This window comes from Tautonia plasticadhaerens (assembly GCF_007752535.1).
Lineage (GTDB): Bacteria > Planctomycetota > Planctomycetia > Isosphaerales > Isosphaeraceae > Tautonia > Tautonia plasticadhaerens.
Map to the genome: position 1 here is coordinate 4,009,151 of NZ_CP036426.1, position 25,860 is coordinate 4,035,010.

Consider the following 25,860-nt stretch of genomic DNA (forward strand, 5'->3'; position numbering starts at 1 on the left):
GATCACTCCGAGGCTGAGGGTGCCGGGCCCCCGGTCGGCCGGGTGCCGCCGTCCTGCGGGTAGGGCATGCGGATCTCGTCCGCCTCGATGCCGTCGAGGGGCGCGTAGCCGCCTCGGGCGATCGCCTCGCCCAGCGTCGTGACGGCCCGATAGTCGTCGTCGCTCGGGCGGCGGCCGGTGTGGGCCCGCCTGAGTTCGCGGCAGAGCACGTCGGCCGCCGCCCGGACGAGCACGTCCTGCTGCCTCCCCGCCCAGAGGCTCGTGGCGAGGATCACCACCAGGCCCTGGACGCGACGCGACAGCTCCGCCATGCGGCACTGGCGGTCGGCCAGCCGGAGCTGGTGCCGGGCCATCGTCGCGCTGATCTCGAGGCGACTCCGGTGCAGCTCGTCCAGGGCGAACCGGGCGTGGGCGGCCAGGTTCGCCGGGAGGTCGGGGAGCGCCGTGCGGCGGCGGCGTCCGAGGTGCTGGCCGGCCCACCAGCCCGCGTAGGGGGCCAGGGCCCGTCGCATGGCCCAGGCGTGGGCCGGGTTCATCGGGTCCGGTGAGCGGATGCCGGCCTCCCGGACGGCCCGCCCGATGGGTTCGAAATAGGCCTTGCCGTGCTCCTTGATCAGCGACTTGAAGAAGGCGAGGCCGAGCATCTCCCCCTCGCCCTCGTAGATGCAGGGGGCGAGGTAGTCGTGGACGTTCTCGCCGAACCGGTGGCCGCGCAGGAAGGCCCGGCCGCCGTGGGTCTTCATGTCGAGCTCGATGGCGGCGTCCTTCTGGGCCTCGCTGCCGAAGATCTTGGCGACGATGCATTCCATCTCGCCGCGATATCCCTCGTCGAGCAGGCGGGCGCACCAGTCCACCAGCGCGTCGCAGCCGGCGATCAGGGCCGCCAACCGGCCGATCCGGCGGCGGACCAGCTCCCGGCCGGCGATCGGCTCGCCGTAGGTCCGGCGGAATCGCGCCCAGGGAACGAGGTCGGCCAGCATCTTGCGCATCGTGCCGGCGGCGGTGGCGCAGAGGGCCACCCGGCCGCGGTTCAGGCCGTGGTAGGCGATCGTCAGGCCGTCCCCCCGGGTCGGCCGGAGCAGGTTCTCCCCGGGGACCCGGAACGCGCGGAAGCGCAGGCCGTTATTGTGGGCCTGCCGGAGGGCGAAGATGCCGTACCGGACCAGTTGGAAATGCTCGTCCTCGCGGTCGGGCAGGTCGGCGATCATGACCGCCGGGCGGTCGTCGATCCGGCAGACGAGCCCGATCGTCCGCCCGGGGACCGCGTTGGTGATGAATAGCTTCTCGCCGTCGACGACGTAGTCGTCTCCGTCGGGCTCGGCCCGGGTCCGCAGCGCGGTGAGATCCGAGCCGGCGCCGGGCTCGGTCAGGGCGAACCCCGAGAGCCGGTCGCCCCGCGCCAGGGGGGGGAGGAGTCGTCGCCGCTGTTCGGGCGTGCCGAAGGCCCGGAGCGGGTCGACCGCCCCGATGCAGCCGTGGACCGAGGCCAGGCCGGCGATCATCGGCTCGAGGGTGCTCATGCGCGTCAAGAACCGGGCAAACGCGGCGAACGGCGCCCCGGTGCCGCCGTACTCGGGATCGATCAGCAGGCCCCAGTAGCCGACGGCGGCGAGGTCGTCCAATACGGCCCCGGCGATCTTCCCGTCCGGCCCCAGCAGGGTGCCGCCGCCCTTGTGGCGGCGGACCACCTCCAGCGATCGGTCCATCACCCGTTCGCATCGGGGCGACGCCCCCGGCTCCCCGGGGAGGAACAGGTCGATCGGCACGCCCCGATCCCAGACGACCCGGTGGATCGGGCTGTCGGCCGTGCGGTGGCCGGGCTCGAAGAGATCCTCGACCTGATCGTCGGCCCGGTCGATCGAGGCCGTCGATCGCGCCTCCTGGTCGCTCTTCCCGCCGAGCCGCAACGCCGATTCGACGAAGTTCGGGGCGTCGGGCCCGCTCTGCTCGGTCTCGGTCTTCATGGGGGGACTCCAGGCCGGATCAGGGGACGTCCCGCTCGAGCAACCAGTCCTCCAGGATGAGGTGGTGGACGAACGGCGCCCGCAGCACGGACGCCCCGGCGGGCAGCATCCGGGTCAGCCAGGTGTGCCGGCCCAGGCCGGGGATGACGGTGCGGCCCAGGCGTTCGAGCCGCCGGGCCCTCATGTGCTCGATGACGTTGTCGCCCAGCCGCTTGAACGTCGCCGGGATCAGCGTGGGATCCGGCCCGACGTGGACGACGAGCCGGATCCCCGAGGACAGCGTGTGATCGATCACGTCCCAGAGCCGCTGGGGGTGGTCGGTCCACTCCACCAGCAACTGGCGGCTGTTCCAGTGGGTATAGCTCGCCTCGCCGGTCACGCAGGAGACCAGCGGCAGCGAGGGCTCCCGGGTCCCCCCGGCGACGGAGTGCAGCGCGACGGCGGCCCGGTTCGGGATGCTCCGACGCCAGACCAGCGGGGTGTGCAGCGGGGGCCAGCGGTTCGGACGGCACCGGAGCGAGGCCTCGACCGACAGTTCGCCCGCCATCGCCCGGCCGAACCGCCCGACCGTGTCCCCCTGGCCGATCAGCAGCGCCGCGTTCGGCGACAGGAAGGCCGAGGGGCCGATCAGGCCACCGCCCTCGCCGCTGATCATCCGGCAGGTTCGCTCGACCTCCTCGAAGGGGAGGTCGGGCCCCCGGGTGAAGAGGATGCCCATGGTCGTCTCGGCGACCAGCGCCGCGGAGTCCTCGGCGAATCCGAGCAGGACCGGCAGGAGTTGATCCATCCGGTAGACCCCCGCCCCGATCAGCGCCGAGACCTCGCCGACGCTATAGCCGAAGCCGAGGCCGGCCCGGGCGAGGGGGACGCCGAAGAACTCCTCGAGCAGGCGGAGCTGGGCCACCTCGACGGCGACGATCGTCGCGGCGTCCTGGGCGTAGGTCGCCAGTGTCGAGGGCTCGCGGTCCCGGACCCGGCCGACGAGGTCGAGCTTCACCCCGAGCGCCTCGGAGCCGATCGCCGACGCCTCCTCCAGCACGGCCCGGAAGACCGGCCCGTAGGCGCGGTGCCCCAGCAGTTCGTGGCTCCGGCCCTGGTTCGACACGTCGTAGCCCCGGAAGGCGAACGCGGCGGTGGCGATCCGGTCCGCCGACAGGTCGCCCGCGTCTCCCCGGGGGATGAGCCGATGCCCCTCCGGCCCGGTCGGTCGCTCCGCCGGGAGCTCGCTCGGCCGGGTGCGGCGAATGATGCCGGCGAGCGCATCACGCCGGATGCCGTTCGATGGCCGGACACGCATTGTTATCCCGCCTTGTCAGGGCCCTTGGGATCACCCCGACGGATCGATCTGCGTCGCTCGGTCAGGACAGGACAGGACAGACGGAGAGCCGGGCCGGCAGGGCGGCCCGCGGCGAAGGGGATCGGGATTCCGTCGTCCGGCTCGGTTGCGGCGGATGGTGCTGCGACCGGGGACCGTCGGGCAGTCCCGATCGCAACAGGACGCGGGGAGAGCCCGGCAGGGCCCCCGACCTTATCGCGGGGACCGCCGATCCGCCCGGCTTCGATTCGAGTGCCCCCGGCCGCCGGTCATGACCCGTCCGGCGCTCGGCCAGCAATCTCGATGTCTGGATTATTCGCATCCATCCCGTCGAAGGAAAGGCGCAATCGCGTCGATCGCCGCGGGCGTCCCCGCCGCCCGATCGGGTGCCCGGCGTCGCCGTCCACCCCGGGCGGGGGCCCGCGATCGGGCCGTCCCGCCGGCGATCGGTTGCCCGATCACGGCCGATGACGCCGGGCTGACGGCGCGAGTCCCTCGGCGTCGAGGAGCCCGTCGATCCGTCCCAGGGCCTCGCGGAGCCCGGACGCCGCCGCCGGGGAGAGCCCCTCGCCTGTCGAGAGGTCGGTGGCCGGGACGGTGACCAGCCAGGCCCTCGGGGACGTGCCGAAGACCTCCCTGGCGAGCGCGAGCAGCCTCCGGGGGTCCCCCATGTGGCCGATCGGCAACGGGGATTCCGACGGGCGGATCGGGACGACCCGGATGCCGGCCCGGCCGTCGGCGAGCCGGGCGTCGACGAAGATCGCGACTCGGGCCGACGCGACCTGCTCGGCGAGTTCCGGGAGCAACTGGTGCGACGAGACGGCGACCACGCCCGGGACGCCCCGACGGGCGACCTCCTCGGCCGCCATCGGGCCGACGGCGTCGTCCCGCCGGAGGCGGTTGCCATAGCCGACGACGAGGATCGGGCCGGTCGCCGACGAAGGGGTCGCCATCAGTCTCGCCTCGCCTCGTCGAGGATCGAACCGTCCGGGCCGACGAGCCGGACGACCATCGGCATCTGGCCGAGGGCGTGGGTCGAGCAGCTGAGGCAGGGGTCGAAGGCGCGGATTCCCGCCTCCAGGCGGTTGAGCACCCCCTCGGGGATCGCCGGGCCCGAGATGTAGCGCCGGGCGATCTGGGCCACCGTCGCGTTCATCGCCAGGTTGTTCTGGCCGGTGGCGATGATCAGGTTCACCGACCGGACCAGGCCGTCCTCGTCCACCTCGTAGTGGTGGAACAGCGTCCCCCGCGGGGCCTCGCCCACGCCCACGCCCCCCGGGGCGTTGATGCCCGCCTCGGCCCTGAGGCGGCCGGCGCCGAGCCCGGGGTCGTCGATCAGCCGCTCGATGAGTTCGACGCCCGCCATGATTTCGATGAGCCGGGCATAGTGGTACCAGAACGACGACGAGACGATCCGGCCCCCTCGCTGTCGGTACTCGACCAGTTCCGCGTCGGCCAGGGGCGTGCCCATGCGCTCGCAGAGGTTCAGCCGGGCGAGCGGCCCCACGCGGTACATGCCGCCGGGATGCCCCAGGGGCCGGAAGTAGGGCGATTTCAGGTACGAATCGGGCTGCACCGCCTCGCCGATGAACTCCCGATACGCCCCGGCCTCGAATCCGTCGACCAGGACGGCCCCGTCGGCGTCGAGGACGCGGACCCGGCCGCCGTAATGTTCCCAGGCCCCGTCGGCGGCGACCAGGCCGAGGTACAGCGTGGGGAAATTCCCGAACGATGCCGTCTCATCCGAGAACGTGTCGATCAAACCCTTCATCCGGTCCAGCGCGTATCGGGCGGCCTCCTTCGCCTCGGGGAGCCTCGCCTTGATGTGCGCCCGCCCTTCGGACGACAGGGCGGAGCGGACCCCGCCGGGCACGCACCAGGAGGGATGGATCCGCTTCCCGCCGAGCAGCTCGATGATCTCCTGGCCGAACTGCCGCAGGCGGATGCCCCGCAGCGCGGCCTCCCGGTCGGCGACCGCCAAGCCGAGGAGGTTCCGACGCGACGGGTCGGCGTCGAAGCCGAGCAGGAGGTCGGGCCCGCTCAGGTGGAAGAAGCTCAGGGCGTGCGACTGCACGATCTGGGCGAGGTTCATGAGCCTTCGCAATTGCTCGGCCGCGGGGGGGACGGTGGCGGCGAGGATCGCGTCCCCCGCCCTGGCCGAGGCGATGAGGTGGCTCACCGGGCAGATCCCGCAGATCCGGGCCGTCAGCCCGGGCATCTCCCAGAGCGGCCTCCCCTCGCAGAATTTCTCGAAGCCCCGGAACTCGCCGACGTGGAACCGGGCGTCGGCGACCGAATGGTCATCGTTCAGGTGGATGCTGATCTTGGCGTGGCCCTCGATCCGGGTCACCGGGTCGATCAGGATTCGCTCGCCCATCGTCCCTCCCCTTCCTCGTCGGGCGATCGCGTGACGGCCACTCCGGCCTGGTCGGGCCGCCGTCGAGTTCGAGCGACCGCCGGCCGTAGCCGCCGAAGTGGAGGCCAAGCGTCCCCGGGTCGACCGGTTCCCCGGCGATCACCTTCTCCAGCACCGCCCGGATCGTCGGCCCCGAGGGCGGGCAACCCGGCAGGAACAGGTCGACGTCGACCACCGCGTGCACCGGCACGACCCGGTCGAGGAGCGTCGGCACGAGGTCGGGGTCCGACGGGATCGGTCCCGGCGGGTCGCAGTTCTCCAGGTAGGATCGCCCCAGCACCGCCGACGCCCCCCCCAGGACGTTCCGGATCGCCGACACGTTCCCCGTGACGGCACAGTCGCCGAGGGCGACGACCAGGCGGGTCCGACGCCGGATCGTCCGGATCAGCGCCAGGTGCTCCGCGTTGCAGACGGCCCCCTCGACCAGCACGAGGTCGACCCCCTCGGGATACACCTTGGTGTCGACCAGCGGGGGCGAGAAGACCAGGTCGGCGAGGTCGGCCAGATCCAGCAGGAATTCGTCCATGTCGAGGAATGACATGTGACACCCCGAGCAGCCGCCGAGCCAGGCCGTCGCCAGCCTCAGACGCCCCATCGCCCCTCCTCCCGGGCCGTGACCAGGTCGTGCAGCCTCTCGCGGTCGTGGATATTCTCGGCGACCGACGACCCCCGGTGGAACAGGGCGCCGGTCGGGCAGGCCATCACGCACTTGCCGCAGGAGGTGCAGGTGCCCGACTCCCCCCACGGCTGGTGCAGGTCCGTGATGACCCGGGACCTCGTCCCGCGCCCGGCGACGTCCCAGGTGTGGGCCCCCTCGATCTCGTCACAGACCCGGACGCATCGGGTGCAGAGGATGCAGCGGTTGTGGTCCAGGCCGTAGCGGTCGTGCGAGGCATCCACCTCGCAGGGCGGGTCGAGGTACTCGTAGCGGACGTGGTCCACCCCCAGCTCCATCGCCAGGTCCTGCAACTCGCAATCGCCGTTGGCCACGCAGACCGAACAGACGTGGTTCCGCTCGGCGAACAGCAGCTCCAGGATCATCCGGCGGTACTCCCGGAGGCGGTCGGTGGCCGTGCTGACCTCCATCCCCTCGGCGGCCCGGGTGACGCACGAGGGCACCAGGCGGCCGTCCACCTCCACCAGGCAGAGGCGGCAGGCGCCGACGGGGGTCAGTCCGTCGAGGTCGCAGAGCGTCGGGATCCGGACCCCGGCATCCCGGGCCGCATGGAGGATGGTCTGCCCCTCCCGGGCACTGATCAACGCGCCGTCGAGCGTCAGGGTCGTGACGGCCATGGGGTCACCTCGGGGTCGGTGCCCGGGCCCCGTCGCCATCCGGGCTGACGAGGCGAGACTCGTATTCGTGACGGAAGAACCGCAAGGTACTGAGCACCGGGTTCGGCGCCGCCTGGCCGAGCCCGCAGAGGCTGGCGTGCTTGACCAGGTCGCAGAGCGCCTCCAGCCGCCCCAGCTCCCCGGCCGGGGCGACCCCGCGTTCGATCCGGTCGAGCATCCGGTAGAGCTGCACGGTCCCGGCCCGGCAGGGGACGCACTTGCCGCACGACTCGTCCATGCAGAATTTCATGAAGAAGCGGGCGATGCCCACCATGTCGTCGTCCTGGTCCATCACGATCATGCCGCCGGAGCCCATGATCGAGCCGAGGGCCTTGAGCGCCTCGTATTCGACCGGCGTGTCGAACAACCCGCTCGGGATGCAGCCGCCCGAAGGCCCCCCGGTCTGCACCGCCTTCGTCGTCGACCCCTCGGGCGCACCCCCGCCGATCTGATCGACGATCGTCCGCAGCGGGAGGCCCATCGGCACCTCGACGAGCCCCGAGTTCCTCACCTTCCCCGCCAGGGCGAAGACCTTCGTCCCCTTGCTCCCCTCGGTCCCGATGGCGGAGAACCAATCGCTCCCCTCCCGGATGATGGCGGGGATGTTGGCGAACGTCTCGACGTTATTGATCAAGGTCGGGCACCCCCAGAGGCCCGACTCGGCCGGGTACGGCGGCCGGGGGCGGGGCTGGCCGCGACGGCCCTCGATGGACTGCATCAGCGCCGTCTCCTCGCCGCAGACGAAGGCGCCGGCACCGATCCTCAGGTCGACCCGGAAGTTGAACGGCGAGTCGAAGATCATGCTCCCCAGCAGGCCGAGCCGCCGGGCCTGGCGGATCGCCGTGTCGAGCCGGGCGATGGCGAGGGGGTACTCCCCCCGGACGTAGATGTAGCCCCGGTCGGCGCCCACGGCGAGGGCGGCGATCGCCATCCCTTCCAGCACCCGGTGCGGGTCGCTCTCCATGACGCTCCGGTCCATGAAGGCGCCGGGGTCCCCCTCGTCGGCGTTGCAGACGACATACTTCGGCCCCGGCGGCATCTTGGCGACGGTCGCCCACTTCAAGCCCGTCGGGTAGCCGGCGCCTCCCCGACCCCGGAGCCCGCTGCGGGTGACCTCGGCGATCATCCCCTCGGGCCCCAGTTCGTGCAAGGCGTGGTGCAGCGAGCGGTAGGCCCCGGCGGCGAGGGACGACTCGATCCGCTCGGGCTCGACGACGCCGGTGTTCTCCAGCACGATCGGTCGCTGCAGGGCGAAGAACGGCGAGCCAAGGTCGACGAGACGGATGCCTTCCGCCGGGTCACCAGATGCGGCCGACGCGATCACCGGGGCCAGTCGCGCGTCGACCTTCGCATAGAGAGCCGGGTCGGCCCCCTCCGAGTCGACCTGGACGAGCGGCCCCTCGCTGCAGAGCCTCAGGCAGCCGACCTCCCGGAGCCGGACCCGGCCGGCCAGGCCCCGGTCGGCGATGGCCCCCGCGATCGCGTCCCGGACGCCCCCGGCCCCCGAGCCGAGGCAGCTCGCGGCGAGGCAGACCCTCACCTCGACGGGGAGCCGGCCGGCTCGCTCCGATTCGGCCAGTGCGATCAGTTCCTCAAGGTCCATGGCCCACCCATCCCTTCAGGCGATCGGCGACCTCCTCGGCCGAGACGTGGCCCGCCACCTCCCCGTCGAATACAACGAGCGGCGCCAGGCCGCAGGAGCCGATGCAGCGGGCCGTCTCCAGGGTGATCCGGCCGTCCGGCGTCGTCTCGCCCGCCCGGGCCCCGGCCGACTGCTCGGCGACCGCCAGCACCCGCTCCGCCCCCTTCACGTAGCAGGCGGTGCCGGTGCAGACGGTGCACGTGTGATCGCCCCGGGGGGTCAGCCGGAAGAGGTGGTAGAACGTCGCCACGCCGTAGACCCGGCTCGGCGGCAGCCCCAGTCCCCGGGAGACGTAGCGGAGCACGTCGTCATCGAGGACGCCGAAGACCTGCTGCGACCGGTGCAGGACCTCGATCAGCGAATCCTGCCGGAACCGCTGCCGCTTCAGCTCCTCGTCGACGAGGCGGAAGCGCCCGTCTCCGCCCGGGTGCCCGGTCTCGGCCGAGCAGGCCGGCCTCGTCTGCCGCCGGACCGGCTTGTCCACGGTGACGCCCCCCCGTGCGCCGAGGACGACTCAGGTCGTCGCCTCGGTGCCCGTGTAATCGACCAGTGTCTTGATGTAATTCGCCCGCTCGAACGCCTCGGGGTCGGGGGCATTGATCTGGCTGATGCTGCCCTTCATCTGCGCCACGGAGGTATAGTCCCGCTCCTCCAGCCAGGACCGGGTGCCGTCGATCATCGCCCGGAGGTGGCCGATCCCCCGCGTGTACAGGGCCGAGGCGACCATGGTCACGTCGGCCCCGGCCAGGAGCAGCTTGAGCACGTCTTCATGGGTGTGGACGCCGGTGGTCGCGGCGAGCGAGGCGCGGACCCTCCCGTACAGGACGGCGATCCAGCGCATCGGCAGGCGGACCTCGTCGCTGGTGCTCAGCACGAGCCGGGGGGCGACGCGGAGGGTCTCCAGGTCGATGTCCGGCTGGTAGAAGCGGTTGAACATCACCAGGCCGCTCGCCCCGGCCCCGGCCAGGCGGACCGCCAGGTTCGGCAGGGCGCTGAAGTAGGGGCCGATCTTCACCGCGACCGGGATCGTGACCGACTTGCAGACCTCGGAGACCAGCTCAAGGTCCCTGGCCTCGACGGCCGGGCCGTCCTCGTGGGAATCGGTGACGACCCGGTAGACGTTCAGTTCCAGCGCGTCGGCGCCGGCGTCCTGGATAAGCTTCGCATAGCGGATCCAGCCGCCGGAGGAGGTCCCGTTAAGGCTGCCGATCACGGGGACCGCGAGCGACCGCTTGGCGGACTCGACGAGCCGGAGGTACGCCTCCGGGCCGGAGTTGGAGTCGTCCATGTCGGGGAAGACGGAGAGGGCCTCCGGGAACTTGTCCGAGGTGAACTCGTAGAACTCGTGGACGGCCATCTGGTCGTGGACGATCTGCTCCTCGAACAGCGAGGGGAGGACGACGGCCGAGGCGCCGGCGTCCTCCATCCGCCGGAGGTTGTCTCGGTCGAAGCCCAGCGAGCAGGCCGAGACGACGACCGGATGGGCGAGATCCAGGCCCAGGTACCGGGTGCTGAGGTCGACGCTCATGAGACCACCCCCACCACGCGCCCGGGCACCGATCGCTCGACCCCGGCCATTTGCTCGTAGAAATGCCAGCGTTCGTCGATGTCTTGCTGGGCCAGTTGCATCAGCATCTCGGATCGCCCCGGGTCGGAGCGGGCGAGCATCGCGTACCGGGCCTCCTTCATGGCGAACTCCCGGAACTGCAGGGTGGGCTTTCGGCTGTCCAGGTGGAAGGGGGTCAGGCCCTCGCCGGCGAGCCTCGGGTCGTGGCGGAAGAGCGGCCAGTAGCCGCTGGAGGCGGCCTCCTTCTGGTGCGACATCGCGGTCGACATCTGGATGCCGTGCGCGATGCAGTGGCTGTAGGCCAGGATCAGCGAGACGCCCGGGTACGACTCGGCCTCCCGGAACGCCTTGAGCGTCTGGAGCGGGTTGGCCCCCATCGCCACCTGGGCGACGTAGACGTTGCCGTAGTCGACGGCGATCATCCCCAGGTCCTTCTTGGCGATCCCCTTCCCCTGGGCGGCGAATTTGGCCACGGCCCCCCTCGGGGTCGACTTCGACGCCTGGCCCCCGGTGTTCGAGTAGACCTCGGTGTCGAGCACGAGGATGTTCACGTCCCTCCCCGAGGTCAGCACGTGGTCGAGGCCGCCGAAGCCGATGTCGTAGGCCCAGCCGTCCCCGCCGACGATCCAGACGCTGCGGCGGACCAGCGCGTCGGCCACGCTCCCGAGCGCCGCCGCCTCCGGCCCGTCGAGCCCGTCCAGCGCCCGCTTCAGGGCCGAGACGCGATCTCGTTGCGCCCGGATCGCGTCCTCGTCGCGCTGCTCGGCGCCGAGGATCGCCCCCGCCAGGTCGTCGCCGACCCGAGGCGAGAGCCCCCGGAGCAGCCCCCGGGCCTGGTCTTCCAGGCGGTCGACGGCCAGGCGGAATCCCAGGCCGAACTCGGCGTTGTCCTCGAAGAGGGAGTTCGCCCAGGCCGGGCCCCGGCCCTCGGCGTCGGTGGCGTAGGGCGTGGTGGGGAGGTTGCCGCCGTAGATCGACGAGCAGCCGGTCGCGTTGGCGATCATCGCCCGGTCGCCGAAGAGCTGGCTCATCAGCCGGAGGTAGGGCGTCTCGCCGCACCCGGCGCAGGCGCCGGAAAACTCGAACAGCGGCCGGAGGGCCTGCGAGCCCTTCACCGTGTCGGACTTCACCGCCGAGCGGTCGGAGTCCGGGATCGACTCGAAGACGTCGAGCCGGGCCCGCTCGACGAGGAGCACGTCCTCGGTCTTCGCCTCCATGTTGATCGCCTTGTGCCGGGCCACCTCCTTGCTCACCGCCGGGCAGACGTCCACGCAGACGCCGCAGCCGGTGCAGTCGTCGGGGTAGACCTGGATGGTCATGTGATGGCCCGGGAATTCCTTCCCCTTCCAGGCCCGGGTGGGGAAGCCCTCGGCCTTGCCGTCGCGGCCCTGCACCCCTGCCGGCTCGAAGATCTTCATGCGGATCGTGGCGTGGGGGCAGACGTAGGCGCACAGGCCGCACTGGATGCAGAGGTCCGGGTCCCAGATCGGGATCTCCTGGGCGATGCTCCGCTTCTCGTACTTCGCCGTGTCGGTCGGGAAGGTGCCGTCGACCGGCAGGGCGCTGACCGGGAGCAAGTCCCCCTTGCCGGCCATCATCAGGCCCGTGACCTTCTCCACGAACTCCGGCACCGCGCCCGAGACGGCCGGACGCCGACGTCGGCCGCTCGAGACCTCGGCCGGGACCGCCACCTCGTGCAGGGCGGCCAGGGCACCGTCGACGGCCGCGTCGTTCCGCTCCAGTACCACCTCGCCGCGCTTGCCGTACGTCTTCCGGATCGCGTCCTTGATGCGGGCGATCGCCTCGTCCTTCGGCAGGATATCCGCCAGGGCGAAGAAGCAGGTCTGCATCACCGTGTTGATCCGGGGCCCGAGCCCGGCGTCGGCGGCGACCCGGAACGCATCGACGACGTAAAACCTGATCTCCTTGTCGATGATCGTCCGCTGCAACTCGGCCGGCAGGGTGCCCCAGGCCTCGGCCGGGCCGTGCGGGCTGTTGAGCAGGAAGGTGGCACCGGGCCCGGCCAGCTCCAGCACGTCCATGCGTTCCAGGAACGTGGACTGGTGGCAGGCCACGAAGTTCGCCCGGGAGATCAGGTAGGGCGAGTCGATCGGCCGGGGGCCGAACCGGAGGTGGGAGACGGTGATCGCCCCCGACTTCTTCGAGTCGTAGACGAAGTAACCCTGAGCATAGAGCGGCGTGCCCTCGCCGATGATCTTCACCGAGTTCTTGTTCGCGCCGACCGTGCCGTCGCTCCCCAGGCCGTAGAAGACCGCCCGGGTCACGTCGTCCGGCTCGGTCGAGAGATCCGGATCGTGCCTGAGGCTGAGGTGGGTCACGTCGTCGACGATGCCGACCGTGAACCGTCGCTTCGGCGCGTCGGCCTTCAGCTCGTCGAAGACGGCGACGGCCATGCTCGGGGTGAATTCCTTCGAGGACAGCCCGTAACGGCCGCCGATGACCCGGGGCATCGCCCCGTCGCCCCCCCGGGACTCGACCAGGGCCGTGAGCACGTCCTGATAGAGCGGCTCGCCGACCGCCCCCGGCTCCTTGGTCCGGTCCAGCACGGCGACCGACCTCACGCTCTCCGGCAGCGCCCCGGCGAGGGCGGCCACCGAGAAGGGCCGGAAGAGGCGGACCTTCAGCAGCCCGACCTTCTCCCCCTTCGAGGCCAGGTGGTCGACCGCCTCGGCGACCGTCGAGGCGCCCGAGCCCATCACCACGACCACGCGGTCGGCGTCGAGGGCGCCGTGGTATTCGAACGGCCGATACCGGCGGCCGACCCGCTCGGCGAAGCGATCCATCGCCCGCTGCACCACCCCGGGCATCGCGTCGTAGAAGGGGTTGCACGCCTCCCGGGCCTGGAAGAAGACGTCGGGGTTCTGGGCCGAGCCCCGGAGCACCGGTCGGTCGGGCGAGAGGGCGCGGTCCCGGTGCTCACGGACGAGCCCCGGGTCGATCAGCGCCCGGACATCGTCGATCGACAGTTGCTCGATCTTGTTCACCTCGTGCGAGGTCCGGAAGCCGTCGAAGAAGTGCAGGACCGGCACCCGCCCCTCCAGGGTGGCCATCTGGGCGATCATCGCCATGTCCTGCGCCTCCTGCACGGAGGAGGAGGCGAGCATGGCCCACCCGGTCGACCGGCAGGCCATCACGTCGCTGTGGTCGCCGAAGATGGACAGGGCGTGCGTCGCGACCGTCCGGGCGGCGACGTGGAAGACCGTCGGCGTCAGCTCGCCGGCGATCTTGAACATGTTCGGGATCATCAGCAGCAGGCCCTGCGACGCCGTGAAGGTCGTCGTCAGCGCCCCGGCCTGCAGGGCCCCGTGCACGGCCCCCGCCGCCCCGGCCTCGCTCTGCATCTCGATCACGTCGGGGACGACGCCGAAGATGTTCTCCCTGCCGGTCGCCGACCAGGCGTCGGCCAGCTCCCCCATCGGCGAGGCCGGGGTGATCGGGTAGATCGCGATCACCTCGCTCGTCAGGTGGGCGACGTAAGCCGCGGCCTCGTTGCCGTCGATCGTCACCGATCGTCTGTCCACGTCCGACCTCCTCCGAGGGGTGGCCGGGGCGGACCCTCCGCCTCGCCCCCCCGATGGTCGTCCCGGCCGCCCCGGGCCGATCGCCTGCCTCCCCGAGGCCCGTCGCCGAGATCGAGGGCGGGCGTCGGGGGAAACGAAAAAAACCCCGCGCAAGCGATCGTGATCGCCTGCCGGGGCTCCCTTAGCCGGGTTATCGCCACCTCTCGTAAGTGACGACGTTACATCTGGAAGTCTAGCGGCTCCGACGCCGGCATGCAAGCGGACCCTCGACTCCAATTTCCTCCCCGGCGGCCGATCGGAGGGGATCGAGGCGGTCGTCCATCCCGGCCCCCGTCCCGGACGGTACGGGAATGGCCGGCATCCCCGGCCGGGACGCCTCGATTGGTGGGTCTCCCCTAAGGCGGCTTTCCCCGATCCAGCGTCGGAATCGAGGCTGACGGAGAAGTCGCCCGCCTCCCGGAATCGCTCGCACAAGGCCCCGCGCAGGGGGGGCGCCGCCGGCCGGATCGTCGGCGATGCCGGACCCGGTCGGTGGGGACCCCTCGCCCCGGCGGGGGAAGCTTGATGACCGGGGCTCGCCGATGTGGTACGGACCTTCCCTGCGAACTCGGCCGCATCCGGCCCGACTCCCCGGCCCGTCCTCCCTTCGGGAGCCCTCGATGAAACGTCTCGTGATGCGCTCGCGCACGCCTTCGGTGGTGGTGATCCTGGCGATCGTGGCGGTCCTGGACCCCGGCCGTCTCCCGGCCGGGGACGTCTCGGCCGGGCCCGATCCGGCCGCCCTGGAGGCGCAGGTCCTCGCCCTGATCGACGAGCACGCCGAGGGCGCCGTCGCGAGTGTCTGGGTCGGCGGGCCCGACGGGACGGCCCTCTTCGCCCTCGACCCCGACGCCGCCCGGCCGTCGGCCAGCGCGATCAAGACGGCCTACCTCGTCGTCCTGTTCTCCCGGTATGCCGACGACCTCGACGCCAGCCCTCCCGGGCTCGACGAGGCCCTGGCCGACGACCACCCGGCGATGGCCCCCTACACCCCGGCCCAGCGGGACGAGATCCGGGGGGCCCTGCGAGGGGCCTCGGCCCGGTCGCTGGGCGGCATCATGATGGGGTCGATCGACGCGCCGAACCACGTCTACAACGCCGCGGCCAGCGCCGTGACCGCCCTCTTCGGCGGCCCCGAGGCGCTGACGGAGGCGATCCACGCCCTCGACCCGACGCTCGCCCCCATCGCCTCCCGACGCTACATGCTCGCCCCCCGGGACGTGACCGGCGACAACGAGGCCTCGGCCGCGGCGCTGGCCTCGGTGATGCGGATGCTGGCCGTCGGCGAGGTGCCAGGGGCCGGTCCGGGGACGGTCGAGGCCATCCGGGGGGCGATCCTCGCCGAGGACGAGCACCTCGGGCTCGACGGCCAACACCAGTTCAAGGGGGGCAGCCTCAACACCGACCCGATGGCCCGGGTCCGATCCGGCTGGTGGGAGGCCCCCGGGGCCGGGCCGATTGCCTATGCCGTGATACTCTCCCGACCCGGGCCGGGCGACCTCCCCCGCGCCGAGGCCGGCGATCGGCTGGAGGAGGCCGCGGCGAAGGTCACCGCGATGGTCCTGGAGGCCGCCCGGGGGGGAGGCCCCGGAGGCTGACGGGCGATCCTCCGATCAGAACAGCATGAGCTGCCCCGAGGCCGGGCCGGGGGGCCGGAACCGGGAGCGGTCCGGCGGGGGCAGGCCGCCGTCGAGCCCGTGCCTGGCGCGGAAGAGGCGGAAGACGGAGGAGATCCGGTCGGCCGTCGGCCCCGAACCGGTCATGCGGCGGCCGAACGTGGAGTCGTTGTCCTTGCCCCCCCGGGCCGATCGGACCTGGGACCGGACGCGGTCGAAGCGGTCGGGCCGGGCGCGTCGGAGCCAGTCCCAGAAGATCGGGCCGACGGTCATCGGCAGGCGGAGCAGGACGTATCCGGCCGACCGGGCGCCCGCCCCGGCGGCGGCGGCGAGGAGGCCCGGGATCTCGTGGTCGTTCAGGCCCGGGATCACCGGGGCGACGAGCACCCCGACCGGCACCCCGGCGTTGGCCAGCCCCCGGATCGCCCGCAGCCGGGCGGCCGGCGTGCTTGTGCGGGGCTCCATCGACCGGGCGAGCCCGGCGTCGAGGGTGGTCAGGCTGACGTGGGCGTGGACGAGGCCCTCGGCGGCCATCGGGCCGATCACGTCCAGATCCCTGAGGATGAGCGCATTCTTGGTGATCAACCCCATCGGCTGCCGGGCCTCGGCCGCGACCTCCAGGCATCCCCGGGTGAGGCGGAACTCGCGCTCGCCGGGCTGGTAGGCGTCGGTGTTCGGCGACAGGGCGATCGTCTCGGCCGCCCAGCCGGGCCGGGCGAGGAAGGCGCGGAAGAGGGCCGGGGCGTCGTGCTTGACGAGGATCTTCGACTCGAAATCGAGGCCGGCGTCGAGGCCGAGGTACTCGTGGCTCGGCCGGGCGAAGCAGTAGGAGCAGCCGTGCTGGCAGCCCCGGTAGGGGTTCAGGCTGTAGCGGAAGCCGACGTCGGGGCTGTCGTTCTCGGCGATGATCGTCCGGGACCGGTCGGGGATGTACTCGGTCCGGAGGTTCTCCAGCGATTCCAGGTGTTCGAGCAGCCCCTCGGGGTCGGATTCCAGGTCCTCGAAGTCGTCCTCGTAGGAGAGGCCCCCGAAGCGGTTCGGGGGCCGGACCTGCGAGCCTCGGCCCTTCGCGGTCGGTCGATTCGGCTCGGACATGGTTCGCTCCCCGGCGGCGCCTCGTGTTCGTTTGTATCTTAACACGGACGCGAGGGCCGGGGGAGATCCGGGTCAGGGATTGGTGAGGTTCGGGGCCCAGGGGCCGTCTCGCAGCTCGGGAGTCTCGCCGGAGGGGGGGAAGGTGGAGCCGACGGCCTCCCGGAGCAGGGCGGACAGCTCGGCGACGGCGTCGGCGTGCCCGTGGTCGTCGGCGAGGTTGGTCAGCTCCCGGGGGTCGGCGTCGTGGTCGTAGAGTTCCCGGCCCCGGTCGCCGCCGTCCCACTCGGTGTAGCGCCAGCGGGGGGTGCGGAGGGAGTAGCCGAGGAACCCGCCCTGGCCGCCGCCGCGACGGACCTGGCTGAGGGCCCAGCCCCGGCCGGGGGCCTCGGGGTCCTTCAGCAGGGGGACGAGGCTCTGCCCTTGCAGGCCGTCCGGGGCGTCGACCCCGCACAGCTCCGCCAGGGTCGGATACAGGTCGACCAGGCCGACGGGGGCCTCGGAGACGGTGCCGCCCCGGGAGACGCCCGGCGCGGCGATGATCAGGGGCACCCGGGCGCTTTCCTCGAACAGGCTCATCTTCTGCCAGAGGCCGTGCTCCCCGGTGTGGTAGCCGTGGTCGCTGGTCATGACGATGATCGTGTCCTCGGCCAGGCCGAGGCGGTCCAGCGCGTCGAGCACCTTGCCGACCTGGGCGTCCATGAAGCTGATGCTGGCGTAGTAGGCCTGGAGGGCCTCCCGGCGGAGGTCGTCGGTCAGCGCGTCCTGCTCCTTCTTGGAACTCATCAGGCCGGGGGGCGGGATGTCCCGCTGGTCCTCCTCGACCCCCTCGACCACCGGCATCCGCTCCTTCGGATACCGGCCGAAGTAGGACTCGGGGGCGACGTACGGCGTGTGGGGCCGGAAGAAGCCGACGGCGAGGAAGAAGGGGCGGTCCGGCCGGCGGGCGCAGCGTTCGAGGACCCACTCGGCGTCGACGGCCTGGAGGGCGTCGGTGTGCTGCTCCTCGGGCCGGGGGGAGGCGTACCAGCTCAGGGTGCCGCCGAACTGGCCGGGGACGAGCGAGAAGATCTCGTCGGGTTGCTCCACCAGCCGGTCGACGCCCGCCGGGTTCAGCTCCAGCTCCCAGGAGCCGGGGTCGTCGTGGCCGTTGGTGCCGATCGAGTTGGGCACGTTGTAGTGGTAGAGCTTGCCGATCCGGCCGGCGAAGTAGCCGTCGAGCCGGAACGCCTGCGGCAGGCTGACGGCCGAGGGGATCGTCTGGCGGAAGATCTGGCTGTTGGCGAGGATGCCCGTGCTGTTGGGGTACAGGCCGGTGAGCATCGAGTTGCGGCTCGGGCCGCAGAGCGGGTACTGGCAGTAGGCCCGGTCGAACCGGACCCCCCGGGCGGCCAGGCGGTCGATGTTCGGCGTCTCCATCAGCGGGTTGCCGTAGCAGCCCAGGGCGTTGTTCAGGTCGTCGGAGATGAGGAACAGGACGTTCGGCCGGTCGGCGGCCCCGGCCCGGTCGGCGGCGACGCCGAGCAGGGCCAGGAGCAGGAAGCCGGGGGTGATCGATCGGTTCACGGGGCGTTCTCCCTGGGGAGGATCGGGATCAGTTCGTGAATCGCGGGGATTGGAGGCTCACAGGATGATCTCCAGCTCCTCCTCGTTCCCCTCGGTCGCGGCGACGCCGGTCCGCTCCTCGATCCTCCCCGATTCGGGGTCGCTGACCCGGATCGTGTGCGGCCCGGCGGCGAAGGCGAAGGGACGCCATCGGGGGGAGGGTAGGCGGAGGGTGGAGACCGTCTCGCCGCTGGCCTCGTCGAAGACCTGGACGACGGGGGAGTCGCAGCCCCGGATGACCAGCTCGGGGAGCCGGAAGTCGGCGGCCCGGACGCCTCCGCAGTCGAGCTGGGAGACGGTGACCGGCCAGCCGGGGAACTGGGTGCCGGGCTCGGTGGGGTCGGCCAGCAGGGGCCAGGACTCGACGGTGATCGTCCGGTCCCTCGTGTTGAAGCGGACGACGCCGAAGCCGGCCGACTTGTCGGTCTCGGCCTCCAGGACGCCGGGGCGTCGCTCCAGCTCCGGGTTGGCGCAGGAGAGGACGGTGAGCGGGTGGCCGAAGCTGTCGAGGAAGTCGCCGAGCTCGCCGGGAGAGCCCGAGGGCCGGTTGTCGCCGGGCCGGTCGGGGCGGAACCAGCGGGGATAGAGGTTGTTGATGGCCGGGCTGGCGAAGGCGACGGGGCCGTCCCGATGCTCGTCGATGCCGTACTGGACGACGGCGGGCAGGTGCTGGTCGCCGGCCAGGTGGAAGGCGAACCCGCGACGGAGGGCCCGGACGGCGGCGTCCCGGGCGGCCTGGGGCCAGGCGTTGGTGTCGTAGTCGGCCACGAGGCGGTTGTCGGGCTGGCCGTGGTGGGTGGCCATGGCGGTGAAGATGGTCTGGGAGATGACGGCCTTCATCCGGGCGCCTCGCCAGTCGTCGGCCCAGGCTTCCAGGAAGCGGAGCTGGGGGTCGCCGAGCAGGTCGAGGCCGGGTCGGTCGGCGGTGGCGGGGTCGAAGTCGGGGTCGACGACGTGGTCGGCCCGGCCGCTGGTGGTGGGGGGGGCCTTGCCGTCGGGGCCGGGCTTGTACTGGCGGTCGGCCAGGATGGCGAAGGAGACGCCGCCATAGGTGAGCGGGCCGTAGTAGCCGGTGATCCCCTGCAAACCCGGCGCGGCGGGGGAGTCGGGGTGGTGCCAGGTCTGGGTCCGGTGCACCACGTTCACGAACGCGGCCATCATGGTGTAGCCGCCCTTGGTGGCGGCCACGGCGTCCCGGCCGGGGGCCCGCTTGCCGCCCTCCCCCCAGAGGTTGCCGTGATAGACGTCGTGGTCGTCCGGGATGGACACCGAGGGGCGGTCCCGCAGCAGCTCCCGCCAGGTCCAGCCGTGTTGATACCACTTGCGGAGCACGTCGAGCAGGGCGGCCTCCAGGTCCGTCCGCTCGACCCCGAAGCCGCCGGTCGACTCGTAGTACTGGTCGCCGGTGAAGGCCAGCAGCTCGGGGTCGAGCCTGGCCATGCTGACCACGGCGGCGGTGTTGGGGAAGGCGTAGTGGGCGTTGCAGGAGATGTCGGCCACGGTCAGGACCTCGGCGTCGGCGGGGTCGCGGCGGATGAGCCCGTCGAAGGTGTCCTCGGCCGAGGAGCCGTCGGCCTTCCGGAGCGTGTAGGACAGCCGGTAGGGGGTTTCCTTCGAGCGATCCCAATCTTCGACCCGGAAGTGGGCCGTGCGGGCCCGGGGGTGGATGGGGGACTCGGCCACCCGGGCCCAGCCGCCTCCCCGGTCGACCAGCAGGCGGACGGTCGGCTCGTCGTCCTCGCCGAGCGGGGGCATCTGGGCGGTCAGCTTGAGGGTCCCCTCGTGGGTCGTGTACTGGGCGAAGAGGATGGGGCCGAAGGTCCGGTCGTCGTGGGCGTCGACCTTGGAGCCGGCGATCGTCCAGTCGGTGAACGCCCAGGGCCCGGGGGCCGGGCCGTCCTGCTGGCGTCGGGCGGGTCCGGGGTTGCTCGCCAGGGCGAGGTTGCCGACCAGCCGGGCCGCCGGCACCCCCGGTTTCTCGACGGTCCCCAGCACCCGGTCGTCGTCGGGGTCGACGGCGGAGAGGGCCAGGCGGTAGGAGTCGCCCTCGGGATCGGCCACGAGGCGAAGCTCCAGCGTCTCGATGCCCCCCAGGTCGATGGGGGCCGTCGTCTCGCCCTGCCCGGAGCCGAGGAACAGCGTGCCGTCGGCCCTGAGCCCGGCGTCCAGGCCGGAGCCGTGGACGAGGTTGTTCCGGTAGTCCCCCAGCGGACCCCGGACGCCCACCGAGAACCCGGCCGAGCCGGTCGCCTCGGCCAGCGGGCCGCCGTCGAGGGCCGACAGCTTGACGCCCATCCGGAGGTCGCCGGGCCGGTCGGCCAGCTCCCGGGTGAGGACGTGGAGGCTGCGCCCCGGGGCGGGTCGGGTGCATTCGAGCCGGCCGCCCCGGACCCGCCAGTCCTGGAGCGGGTTGGACCAGTACTCGGGCCCGGGCCAGACGCGGTCGGGGACCAGATCCCACCGGCTCCGGAAGTCGCCCGCCTGGCGGGCGGGCCGGGCGTCGGCCGTCGGCAGGGCGGAGAACGCCGACGCCGCCGCGGCGGTCCCGGCGAGGAAGGTCCGGCGGTTCACGGGGTGCTCGGTCATGGCGAGGGCTCGGTATCCTTCGATTCGAGTGGCGTCGGCCGGCTCGAACGGGCCGGGGCCGGGCGATGGTCGCGTCGGGATCGGGGGATGCCCGATTGAGGAGAGCGCTCATGGTACCGGGCCGATCGGGGCCGGGGAACCGACCGGCCGGGACGCGGCTCGACGCCCCGGCACGGTCCTCGGTATGGTCGATCGTGCCTCCGGATCCGCGAACCTCCTGCCCGGGAATCCCGCCATGACCGTCGCCCCCTCGCCCTCGGTTTCGAAGGCTGCCCGACCCCCGGGGCCGAAGGGGCACTGGCTGCACGGGAACGTCCGCCAGTTCGGGCCGGATCGGCTCCACTTCCTCGTCGACTGCGCCCGGGACTACGGCGACGTGGTCTCCCTCCGCCTGGGACACCACCGGATCTGGGCCCTGAACCACCCGGATCTGGTGGAGGAGGTGCTGGTCCACCAGAACCGCAAGTTCCGCAAGCACTTCGCGCTGCGGGCCGCGAAGCCGACCCTCGGCGAGGGGCTGCTGACCAGCGAGGGGGAGTTCTGGCGTCGCCAGCGTCGGCTCGCCCAGCCGGCCTTCCACCGGGAGCGGATCGCCGGCTACGGCGGGGTGATGGTCGAGTCCGCCGAGCGGATGCTCCGGTCCTGGGCCGACGGCCAACGCCGGGACGCCCAGGCCGACATGATGCAGCTGACCCTGGAGATCGTCGCCAAGACCCTCTTCGACGCCGACATCGCCCACGGGGCCGGCGACGTGGCCGGGGCGATGGAGATCCTCATGGCCAACTTCACCCGGCGGGTCAACCGGATGGTCCCGCTGCCCCGGTGGCTGCCGGTGCCGGAGAACTTCCGGTTCCGCCGGGCGATGGCCGTGGTCGATCGCACCCTCGACGCCATCATCGCCGGCCGGCGCCGGGAGGAGGTCGACCGCGGGGACCTGCTCTCGATGCTCCTGCTCGCCACCGACCCCGAGGCCGAGGAGGGCTCCGGCTCCGGCATGTCCGACGCCCAGCTCCGGGACGAGGTCGTCACCCTCTTCATGGCCGGGCACGAGACGACCGCCAACACCCTCTCCTGGATCTGGCTGCTGCTCTCCCGGCACCCCGAGGTCGAGGCGAAGCTCCACGACGAGCTGGACGAGGTGCTCGACGGCAACCGGCCCCCGTCCGTCGCCGACCTGCCCCGCCTGCGGTACGCCGACGCCGTCGTGACCGAGGCGCTCCGGGTCCTCCCCACGGTCTGGCTGCTGGGCCGGGAGGCGGTCGAGCCGGTCGAGGTCGGCGGCTACCGGGTGCCGGTGGGCACCACCATGTGGATGTCCCAGTGGGTCATCCACCGCGACCCCCGATGGTTCGACGAGCCCGAGCGGTTCCGCCCCGACCGCTGGCTCGACGGCCTGGCCCGCCGGCTCCCCCGATACGCCTACTTCCCCTTCGGCGGCGGGCCGAGGGTCTGCATCGGCAACCACTTCGCCCAGATGGAGGCGGTGCTGCTGCTCGCCGCCATCGCCCGGCGCTTCCGGCCGATGGTCCCCGAAGGGATCTCCCCCCGGCCGATCCCGACCATGACCCTGAGGCCCGAGGGGGGCGTGCCGGTCGTCCTCCGGGAACGCCGCCCGGCCTGATCGGATCGGGACCCGGGCGGTGCGCCGGTCGGGAGGGGGTCGGTGCGCCCCGGTGCGCCCCGGTCCGTTGGGCGATTTTGCGTTGCTGGAAAGGAGTTGCGTCGATCGGAATGGGTTCGTTCCGCGCACCCGGCCCGGGGCGTTGGGTTCGTTTCGCGCGGGAACCGCGACGCCCCCGGCCGAGGGGGAACCCGGTCGAGTTCCGGGGACCCTCGCCCCCGGGTTCGAGGGCGATCGCCCTGGCGCGGCAGGGGGATTCGGGGCCCGGTACGCCGGTCGGGGACGGCTCGGTGCGCTTCGGTGCGATCCGGGAGATCGGTTGATCTTCGTTTCTGGGAAAGGGGTTGCGTCGATCGGAATGGGTTCGTTCCGGTAAATCCGGCCACATCGATTGGGTTCGTTTCGCGCGGCGGTCGGGCCGACCGATTCGAACCCTGAATACCGGGCTCGCCCGGCCGAGGGGCGGGGCCTTCGTCGTCCTGATTGCCAAGGAACGGGGCAAGGTTCGGCGCGGTCGGTCCCCCCGGGGCGTTGTCGGCGGCGGCGGGGACGACGGGCAAGGGACGCGATCGGAGTCGGGCCCTCCCCTAGATCATCGTGGAAACGCGGACCGGCAGTCACACGAAATGGCCGGGAGGGGGATCGGGCCGCTCCGATCCGGATTGTCGGCCGGGGAGGGACCGGCTACGCTCCCGTCTCGTCCGCATGGATGGCCTGATGCGAAGGCCGGAGCGGATGTCGACGCCCAGGGAGGGGAGGCTGGTCATGAGGACCCGAGCGGGGATCGTCGGGGCGGTGCTGGCGGTCGGGGCCTGGGGCGCTGCCGCGTCCTCGAGCGACGGCAGCGAGATCGTCGTCTTCGACAATCCCGATGCCCCGGCGGGCAACTATGCCCCGTTCAGCGGGCTGCCGGACACCGGGGCCGTGCGATCGCAGCAGGTCTACGACGCCTCGATCTTCGGGGACCGCGAGGGGCCCGTCGTCATCCAGTCGCTCCTCTTCCGGGCGGACGGCTACTTCTCGGCCGAGGTCCCCGGGATCACCGTGGCGCTCTCGACGACCGATCGCCCGGTGGACGGCCTGAGCCCGGTCTTCGCCGAGAACGTCGGCGCCGACGAGGCGGTCGTCTATCGGGGACCGCTGCCGATCTTCCGGGGGCCCTCCCTGCCGGAACTCGGGTCGATGGACGTGGTCGTCAACCTCCAGGAGCCGTTCCGCTTCGACCCGGCGGAGGGCAACCTGCTGCTCGACGTCCTCAACCCCGTCGGCCCGCTGCCGAGGAACGCGTTCTCGCTCGTCGCGGCGGAGCAGGAGGGCGACGCCGTCTCCCGGGTGCTCGGCGACCTCGACCCGGCCGTCCGGGACTGGGAGAACGCCTATGCAAGCGAGGACGTGTCGAGGGAGAACCCGGGGGCCCGGGGCAACCCGGACTCGCTCGGCCTGGTGACCGCCTTCCGGATCGGCGGCAACGGGACGATCCCCCAGCCGGAGATGCCCGAGCCGACCCCCGAGCCGGCGACCTGGGTCGCGTTCGGCCTGATCGGGGTCGGCCTGATCGCCCGGTCCCGATCGAAGGGGGGCGGACGGCCCGACGAGCTGGGGCGCGGTCAGTCGCCCGAATCGGCGGTGGGGAGGCCTTCGAGGGTGTGGAGGCCGCGGTGTCGGCCGGGGCCCTCGGCCTTCCGGGAGACGGCGGCGAGGTAGGTGTCGGCGATGTGATTGGGGAGCAGGTCGCCGAAGTGGGCGAGGAAGGTCCAGGGCTCCCCGACGTGGACGAAGCCCCGACCCATCTTGGTGGAGGGGACGAGCGGGACGGTGTCGGCCACGTTGGCAACCCGGTAGGCGTTGGGGACGAGCCGGCGGAAGGACTCGGCGAAGCTGGGGTCGCCGACCCGCGGCGCGGCGTAGGTGTAGAGGCGGATCTGCCCGGCCAGCTCGGGGACGCGGTGGGCCAGGTCCAGCGCCGAGATCGTCGCCAGGGCGCCGCCGAGGCTGTGGCCGGTGATGTAGAGCGGCAGCGCGGGGTCGAGCACCTCGTCGGCCAGCTCGGCCGGGTTGGGGCGGAGCTGGGTGCCGGCGATCGTCAGGAAGCCGTTGTGGACCCAGCCGAGCTGGGGCTCGGCGGGGTCGGCCGGGTAGCGGCGCTGGCCGCTCCGGATGTTGCTGACCCACTCGGCCTGGGTCTGGGTGCCCCGGAAGACCATGAGCTGGTCGCGGTCGGACCGGAGCACGAAGCCGAAGTAGACCGGCAGGCGGTAGGCCCGCCGGACGATGGCCGGGATCGTCTCGTGCAGGGCCCGGCGGAGGAACTGGAGGCCGTCCCCGAGCGGGCTGTGCAGGGTTCCCGGGGGAGGGGCCGGGTCGGCCTGGAGGTAGCGCTCCAGGTTCTCCTCGGTGGCGACGAAGGTGGCGACGTGCTCGTAGCCGGGGAAGGACCGCCGGAAGTCGTCCAGGTCGGTCAGGTCGCCGTCGAAGGAGGGGACGGAGCGGCCGGTCCGGTACTGGGTGACGGCCAGCTTGCAGGCCCGGATCAGCTGGAGCGACCGCTCGCGGTCGTAGGGGATCGGCGGGGGAGGCAGTTCGGGCTCGGAGGTGGAAAGCAGCTGCTCGACCTCCTCCTGCCAGGAGGCCTCGGAGGCGTAGGCGGCCTCGACGGCGCTGGTGTACTGCGAGAGGGAGTCGTCGGCGAGCTGCCGGGCGGCCCGCCGACGCTCCCGGAGGCGGTCGACCGTGCTGCCGGTGGCGAGCCCGGCCCCCAGGCCGGTGAGCAGCAGCCGGCGTCGGTTCCACTTCGGCGTCACGAGGGGGCACTCCCGGGGGAGGTCGGGGTGGATGCGGATGCGGGCGCGGGGGTCGCGGATCCGGCGTCGGGTGCGGATTCGTCCCGCTCGCGACGGGCCCGCTCCCATCGCCTCATGGCGGACCGGAGCCGACGGGGGTTGACCCGACGGGCGCTGAGGAAGAAGTCGTTGGCGGCCCGGCCGACCGCGAGCGTGAAGGCGAAGGCGGCGGCCGACCGGGCCCAGCTCAGGAAGAGGGGGACGTACAGGCCGATCGAGTAGGTGGCGACGAAGACCGCCAGCAGGATCGCCAGGGCGCCGACCAGGCCGAAGACGAGCATCACGCCCGCCAGAGGCCCATGCCCCCGGGGGAACCCCCACCGGGAGCCGATGCCCAGGATCATCAGCCCGTTGGCGACCAGGCTGGAAGCGACCTGGGCCTCGAAGATCCAGGGGCCAGTCGGGATGGCGTTGATCAGGGCGACGAGCAGGGCCACGTCGAACATCAGCCGGTGGACGCCCTCGTTGAGCCCGAGGACCGCCTCCAGCAGGGACTGGATCGACCCCAGGTCGCGCATCGCCCGGGGGTGCTCGGGCACCTCGGCCGATCGGGAGGGGCGGGGGTCTCGGGCCGGGTCGTCCTTCATGCCGGTCGGCCTGCCGGGTGGGAGGTCGGGGGCGGCGTCCGATCCCGGCGCCGACGCCCCCACCCGAGGGGGCGGCCCCGTCTCCCTTCGGATGAT

At 72.2% G+C, this 25,860-nt stretch carries 17 protein-coding genes and 1 pseudogene; 3 read left to right on the forward strand and 15 right to left on the reverse strand.

Translation table 11 applies throughout. The features are described 5' to 3' along the window. Positions 1 to 2: 2 nt before the first annotated feature. From ElP_RS16010 to nifJ, 10 genes and pseudogenes are all read right to left on the reverse strand, one after another. A complete protein-coding gene (locus tag ElP_RS16010) occupies positions 3 to 1,964 on the reverse strand; it encodes an acyl-CoA dehydrogenase family protein (RefSeq protein WP_145270940.1) in 1,962 nt (653 codons plus the stop codon). Between the two features lie 19 nt (positions 1,965 to 1,983). Then, the gene (locus ElP_RS16015) at positions 1,984 to 3,261 is read right to left on the reverse strand and encodes an ACP S-malonyltransferase (RefSeq protein ID WP_145270941.1); all 1,278 of its coding nucleotides are present in this window, start codon (positions 3,259 to 3,261) and stop codon (positions 1,984 to 1,986) included. Positions 3,262 to 3,737: 476 nt separating this feature from the next. Continuing rightward, a complete protein-coding gene (locus tag ElP_RS16020; RefSeq protein ID WP_145270943.1) occupies positions 3,738 to 4,232 on the reverse strand; it encodes a hydrogenase maturation protease in 495 nt (164 codons plus the stop codon). After that, the gene (locus tag ElP_RS16025) at positions 4,232 to 5,656 is read right to left on the reverse strand and encodes a Ni/Fe hydrogenase subunit alpha (protein WP_145270945.1); all 1,425 of its coding nucleotides are present in this window, start codon (positions 5,654 to 5,656) and stop codon (positions 4,232 to 4,234) included. Before ElP_RS16025 ends, ElP_RS16020 begins: the two co-directional genes overlap by 1 nt. A gap of 127 nt (positions 5,657 to 5,783) precedes the next feature. Then, positions 5,784 to 6,290, reverse strand: a pseudogene (locus ElP_RS16030) (NADH-quinone oxidoreductase subunit B family protein); the annotation flags it as partial. Further along, entirely contained in the window at positions 6,278 to 6,988 is a 711-nt protein-coding gene (gene hoxU, locus ElP_RS16035) for a bidirectional hydrogenase complex protein HoxU (RefSeq protein WP_145270949.1), read from the reverse strand. The pseudogene ElP_RS16030 and the gene hoxU, both read right to left, overlap by 13 nt. 4 nt (positions 6,989 to 6,992) lie before the next feature. Beyond that, positions 6,993 to 8,630, reverse strand: a complete 1,638-nt coding sequence (gene nuoF, locus ElP_RS16040) for an NADH-quinone oxidoreductase subunit NuoF (protein ID WP_145270951.1) — start codon at positions 8,628 to 8,630, stop codon at positions 6,993 to 6,995. Beyond that, a complete protein-coding gene (gene hoxE / locus ElP_RS16045; RefSeq protein ID WP_145270953.1) occupies positions 8,620 to 9,153 on the reverse strand; it encodes a bidirectional hydrogenase complex protein HoxE in 534 nt (177 codons plus the stop codon). Before hoxE ends, nuoF begins: the two co-directional genes overlap by 11 nt. Before the next feature lie 30 nt (positions 9,154 to 9,183). Then, a complete protein-coding gene (locus tag ElP_RS16050; protein WP_145270955.1) occupies positions 9,184 to 10,197 on the reverse strand; it encodes a dihydroorotate dehydrogenase-like protein in 1,014 nt (337 codons plus the stop codon). Then, the gene (gene nifJ / locus ElP_RS16055; protein ID WP_145270957.1) at positions 10,194 to 13,778 is read right to left on the reverse strand and encodes a pyruvate:ferredoxin (flavodoxin) oxidoreductase; all 3,585 of its coding nucleotides are present in this window, start codon (positions 13,776 to 13,778) and stop codon (positions 10,194 to 10,196) included. Before nifJ ends, ElP_RS16050 begins: the two co-directional genes overlap by 4 nt. A 659-nt stretch (positions 13,779 to 14,437) precedes the next feature. Here nifJ and ElP_RS16060 point away from each other — a divergent pair. Then, a complete protein-coding gene (locus tag ElP_RS16060) occupies positions 14,438 to 15,415 on the forward strand; it encodes a serine hydrolase (RefSeq protein WP_145270959.1) in 978 nt (325 codons plus the stop codon). Between the two features lie 15 nt (positions 15,416 to 15,430). Here the strand turns inward: ElP_RS16060 and ElP_RS16065 are convergent, their stop codons facing one another. The 3 genes from ElP_RS16065 to ElP_RS16075 form a co-directional block, all read right to left on the reverse strand. Beyond that, on the reverse strand, positions 15,431 to 16,528 hold the full coding sequence (locus tag ElP_RS16065; protein WP_145270961.1) for a PA0069 family radical SAM protein: 1,098 nt from the start codon (positions 16,526 to 16,528) through the stop codon (positions 15,431 to 15,433). Positions 16,529 to 16,600: 72 nt separating this feature from the next. Next, positions 16,601 to 18,091 (reverse strand): sulfatase, encoded by a 1,491-nt coding sequence (locus tag ElP_RS16070; RefSeq protein WP_145270963.1) that lies wholly within the window; start codon positions 18,089 to 18,091, stop codon positions 16,601 to 16,603. A gap of 57 nt (positions 18,092 to 18,148) precedes the next feature. Further along, entirely contained in the window at positions 18,149 to 20,716 is a 2,568-nt protein-coding gene (locus ElP_RS16075; RefSeq protein WP_145270965.1) for an alkaline phosphatase D family protein, read from the reverse strand. Positions 20,717 to 20,951: 235 nt separating this feature from the next. Between ElP_RS16075 and ElP_RS16080 the strand changes: the two genes are divergently transcribed. Together ElP_RS16080 and ElP_RS16085 are read left to right on the forward strand one after the other, a co-directional pair. Further along, the gene (locus ElP_RS16080) at positions 20,952 to 22,337 is read left to right on the forward strand and encodes a cytochrome P450 (RefSeq protein ID WP_145270967.1); all 1,386 of its coding nucleotides are present in this window, start codon (positions 20,952 to 20,954) and stop codon (positions 22,335 to 22,337) included. Positions 22,338 to 23,072: 735 nt separating this feature from the next. Then, positions 23,073 to 24,041: a PEP-CTERM sorting domain-containing protein gene (locus ElP_RS16085; RefSeq protein ID WP_145270969.1), complete on the forward strand. Its 969-nt coding sequence runs from the start codon at positions 23,073 to 23,075 to the stop codon at positions 24,039 to 24,041. On the opposite strand, the gene ElP_RS16090 is transcribed toward ElP_RS16085, so the two are convergent. Both ElP_RS16090 and ElP_RS16095 read right to left on the reverse strand, forming a co-directional pair. Continuing rightward, positions 23,945 to 25,138, reverse strand: coding sequence for a lipase family protein (locus tag ElP_RS16090; protein ID WP_145270970.1), 1,194 nt, complete (start codon positions 25,136 to 25,138; stop codon positions 23,945 to 23,947). The two genes, ElP_RS16085 and ElP_RS16090, sit on opposite strands and share 97 nt — an antisense overlap. Then, entirely contained in the window at positions 25,135 to 25,764 is a 630-nt protein-coding gene (locus ElP_RS16095) for a hypothetical protein (protein WP_145270972.1), read from the reverse strand. The genes ElP_RS16090 and ElP_RS16095 overlap by 4 nt, the downstream gene beginning before the upstream one ends. Positions 25,765 to 25,860: the final 96 nt, after the last annotated feature.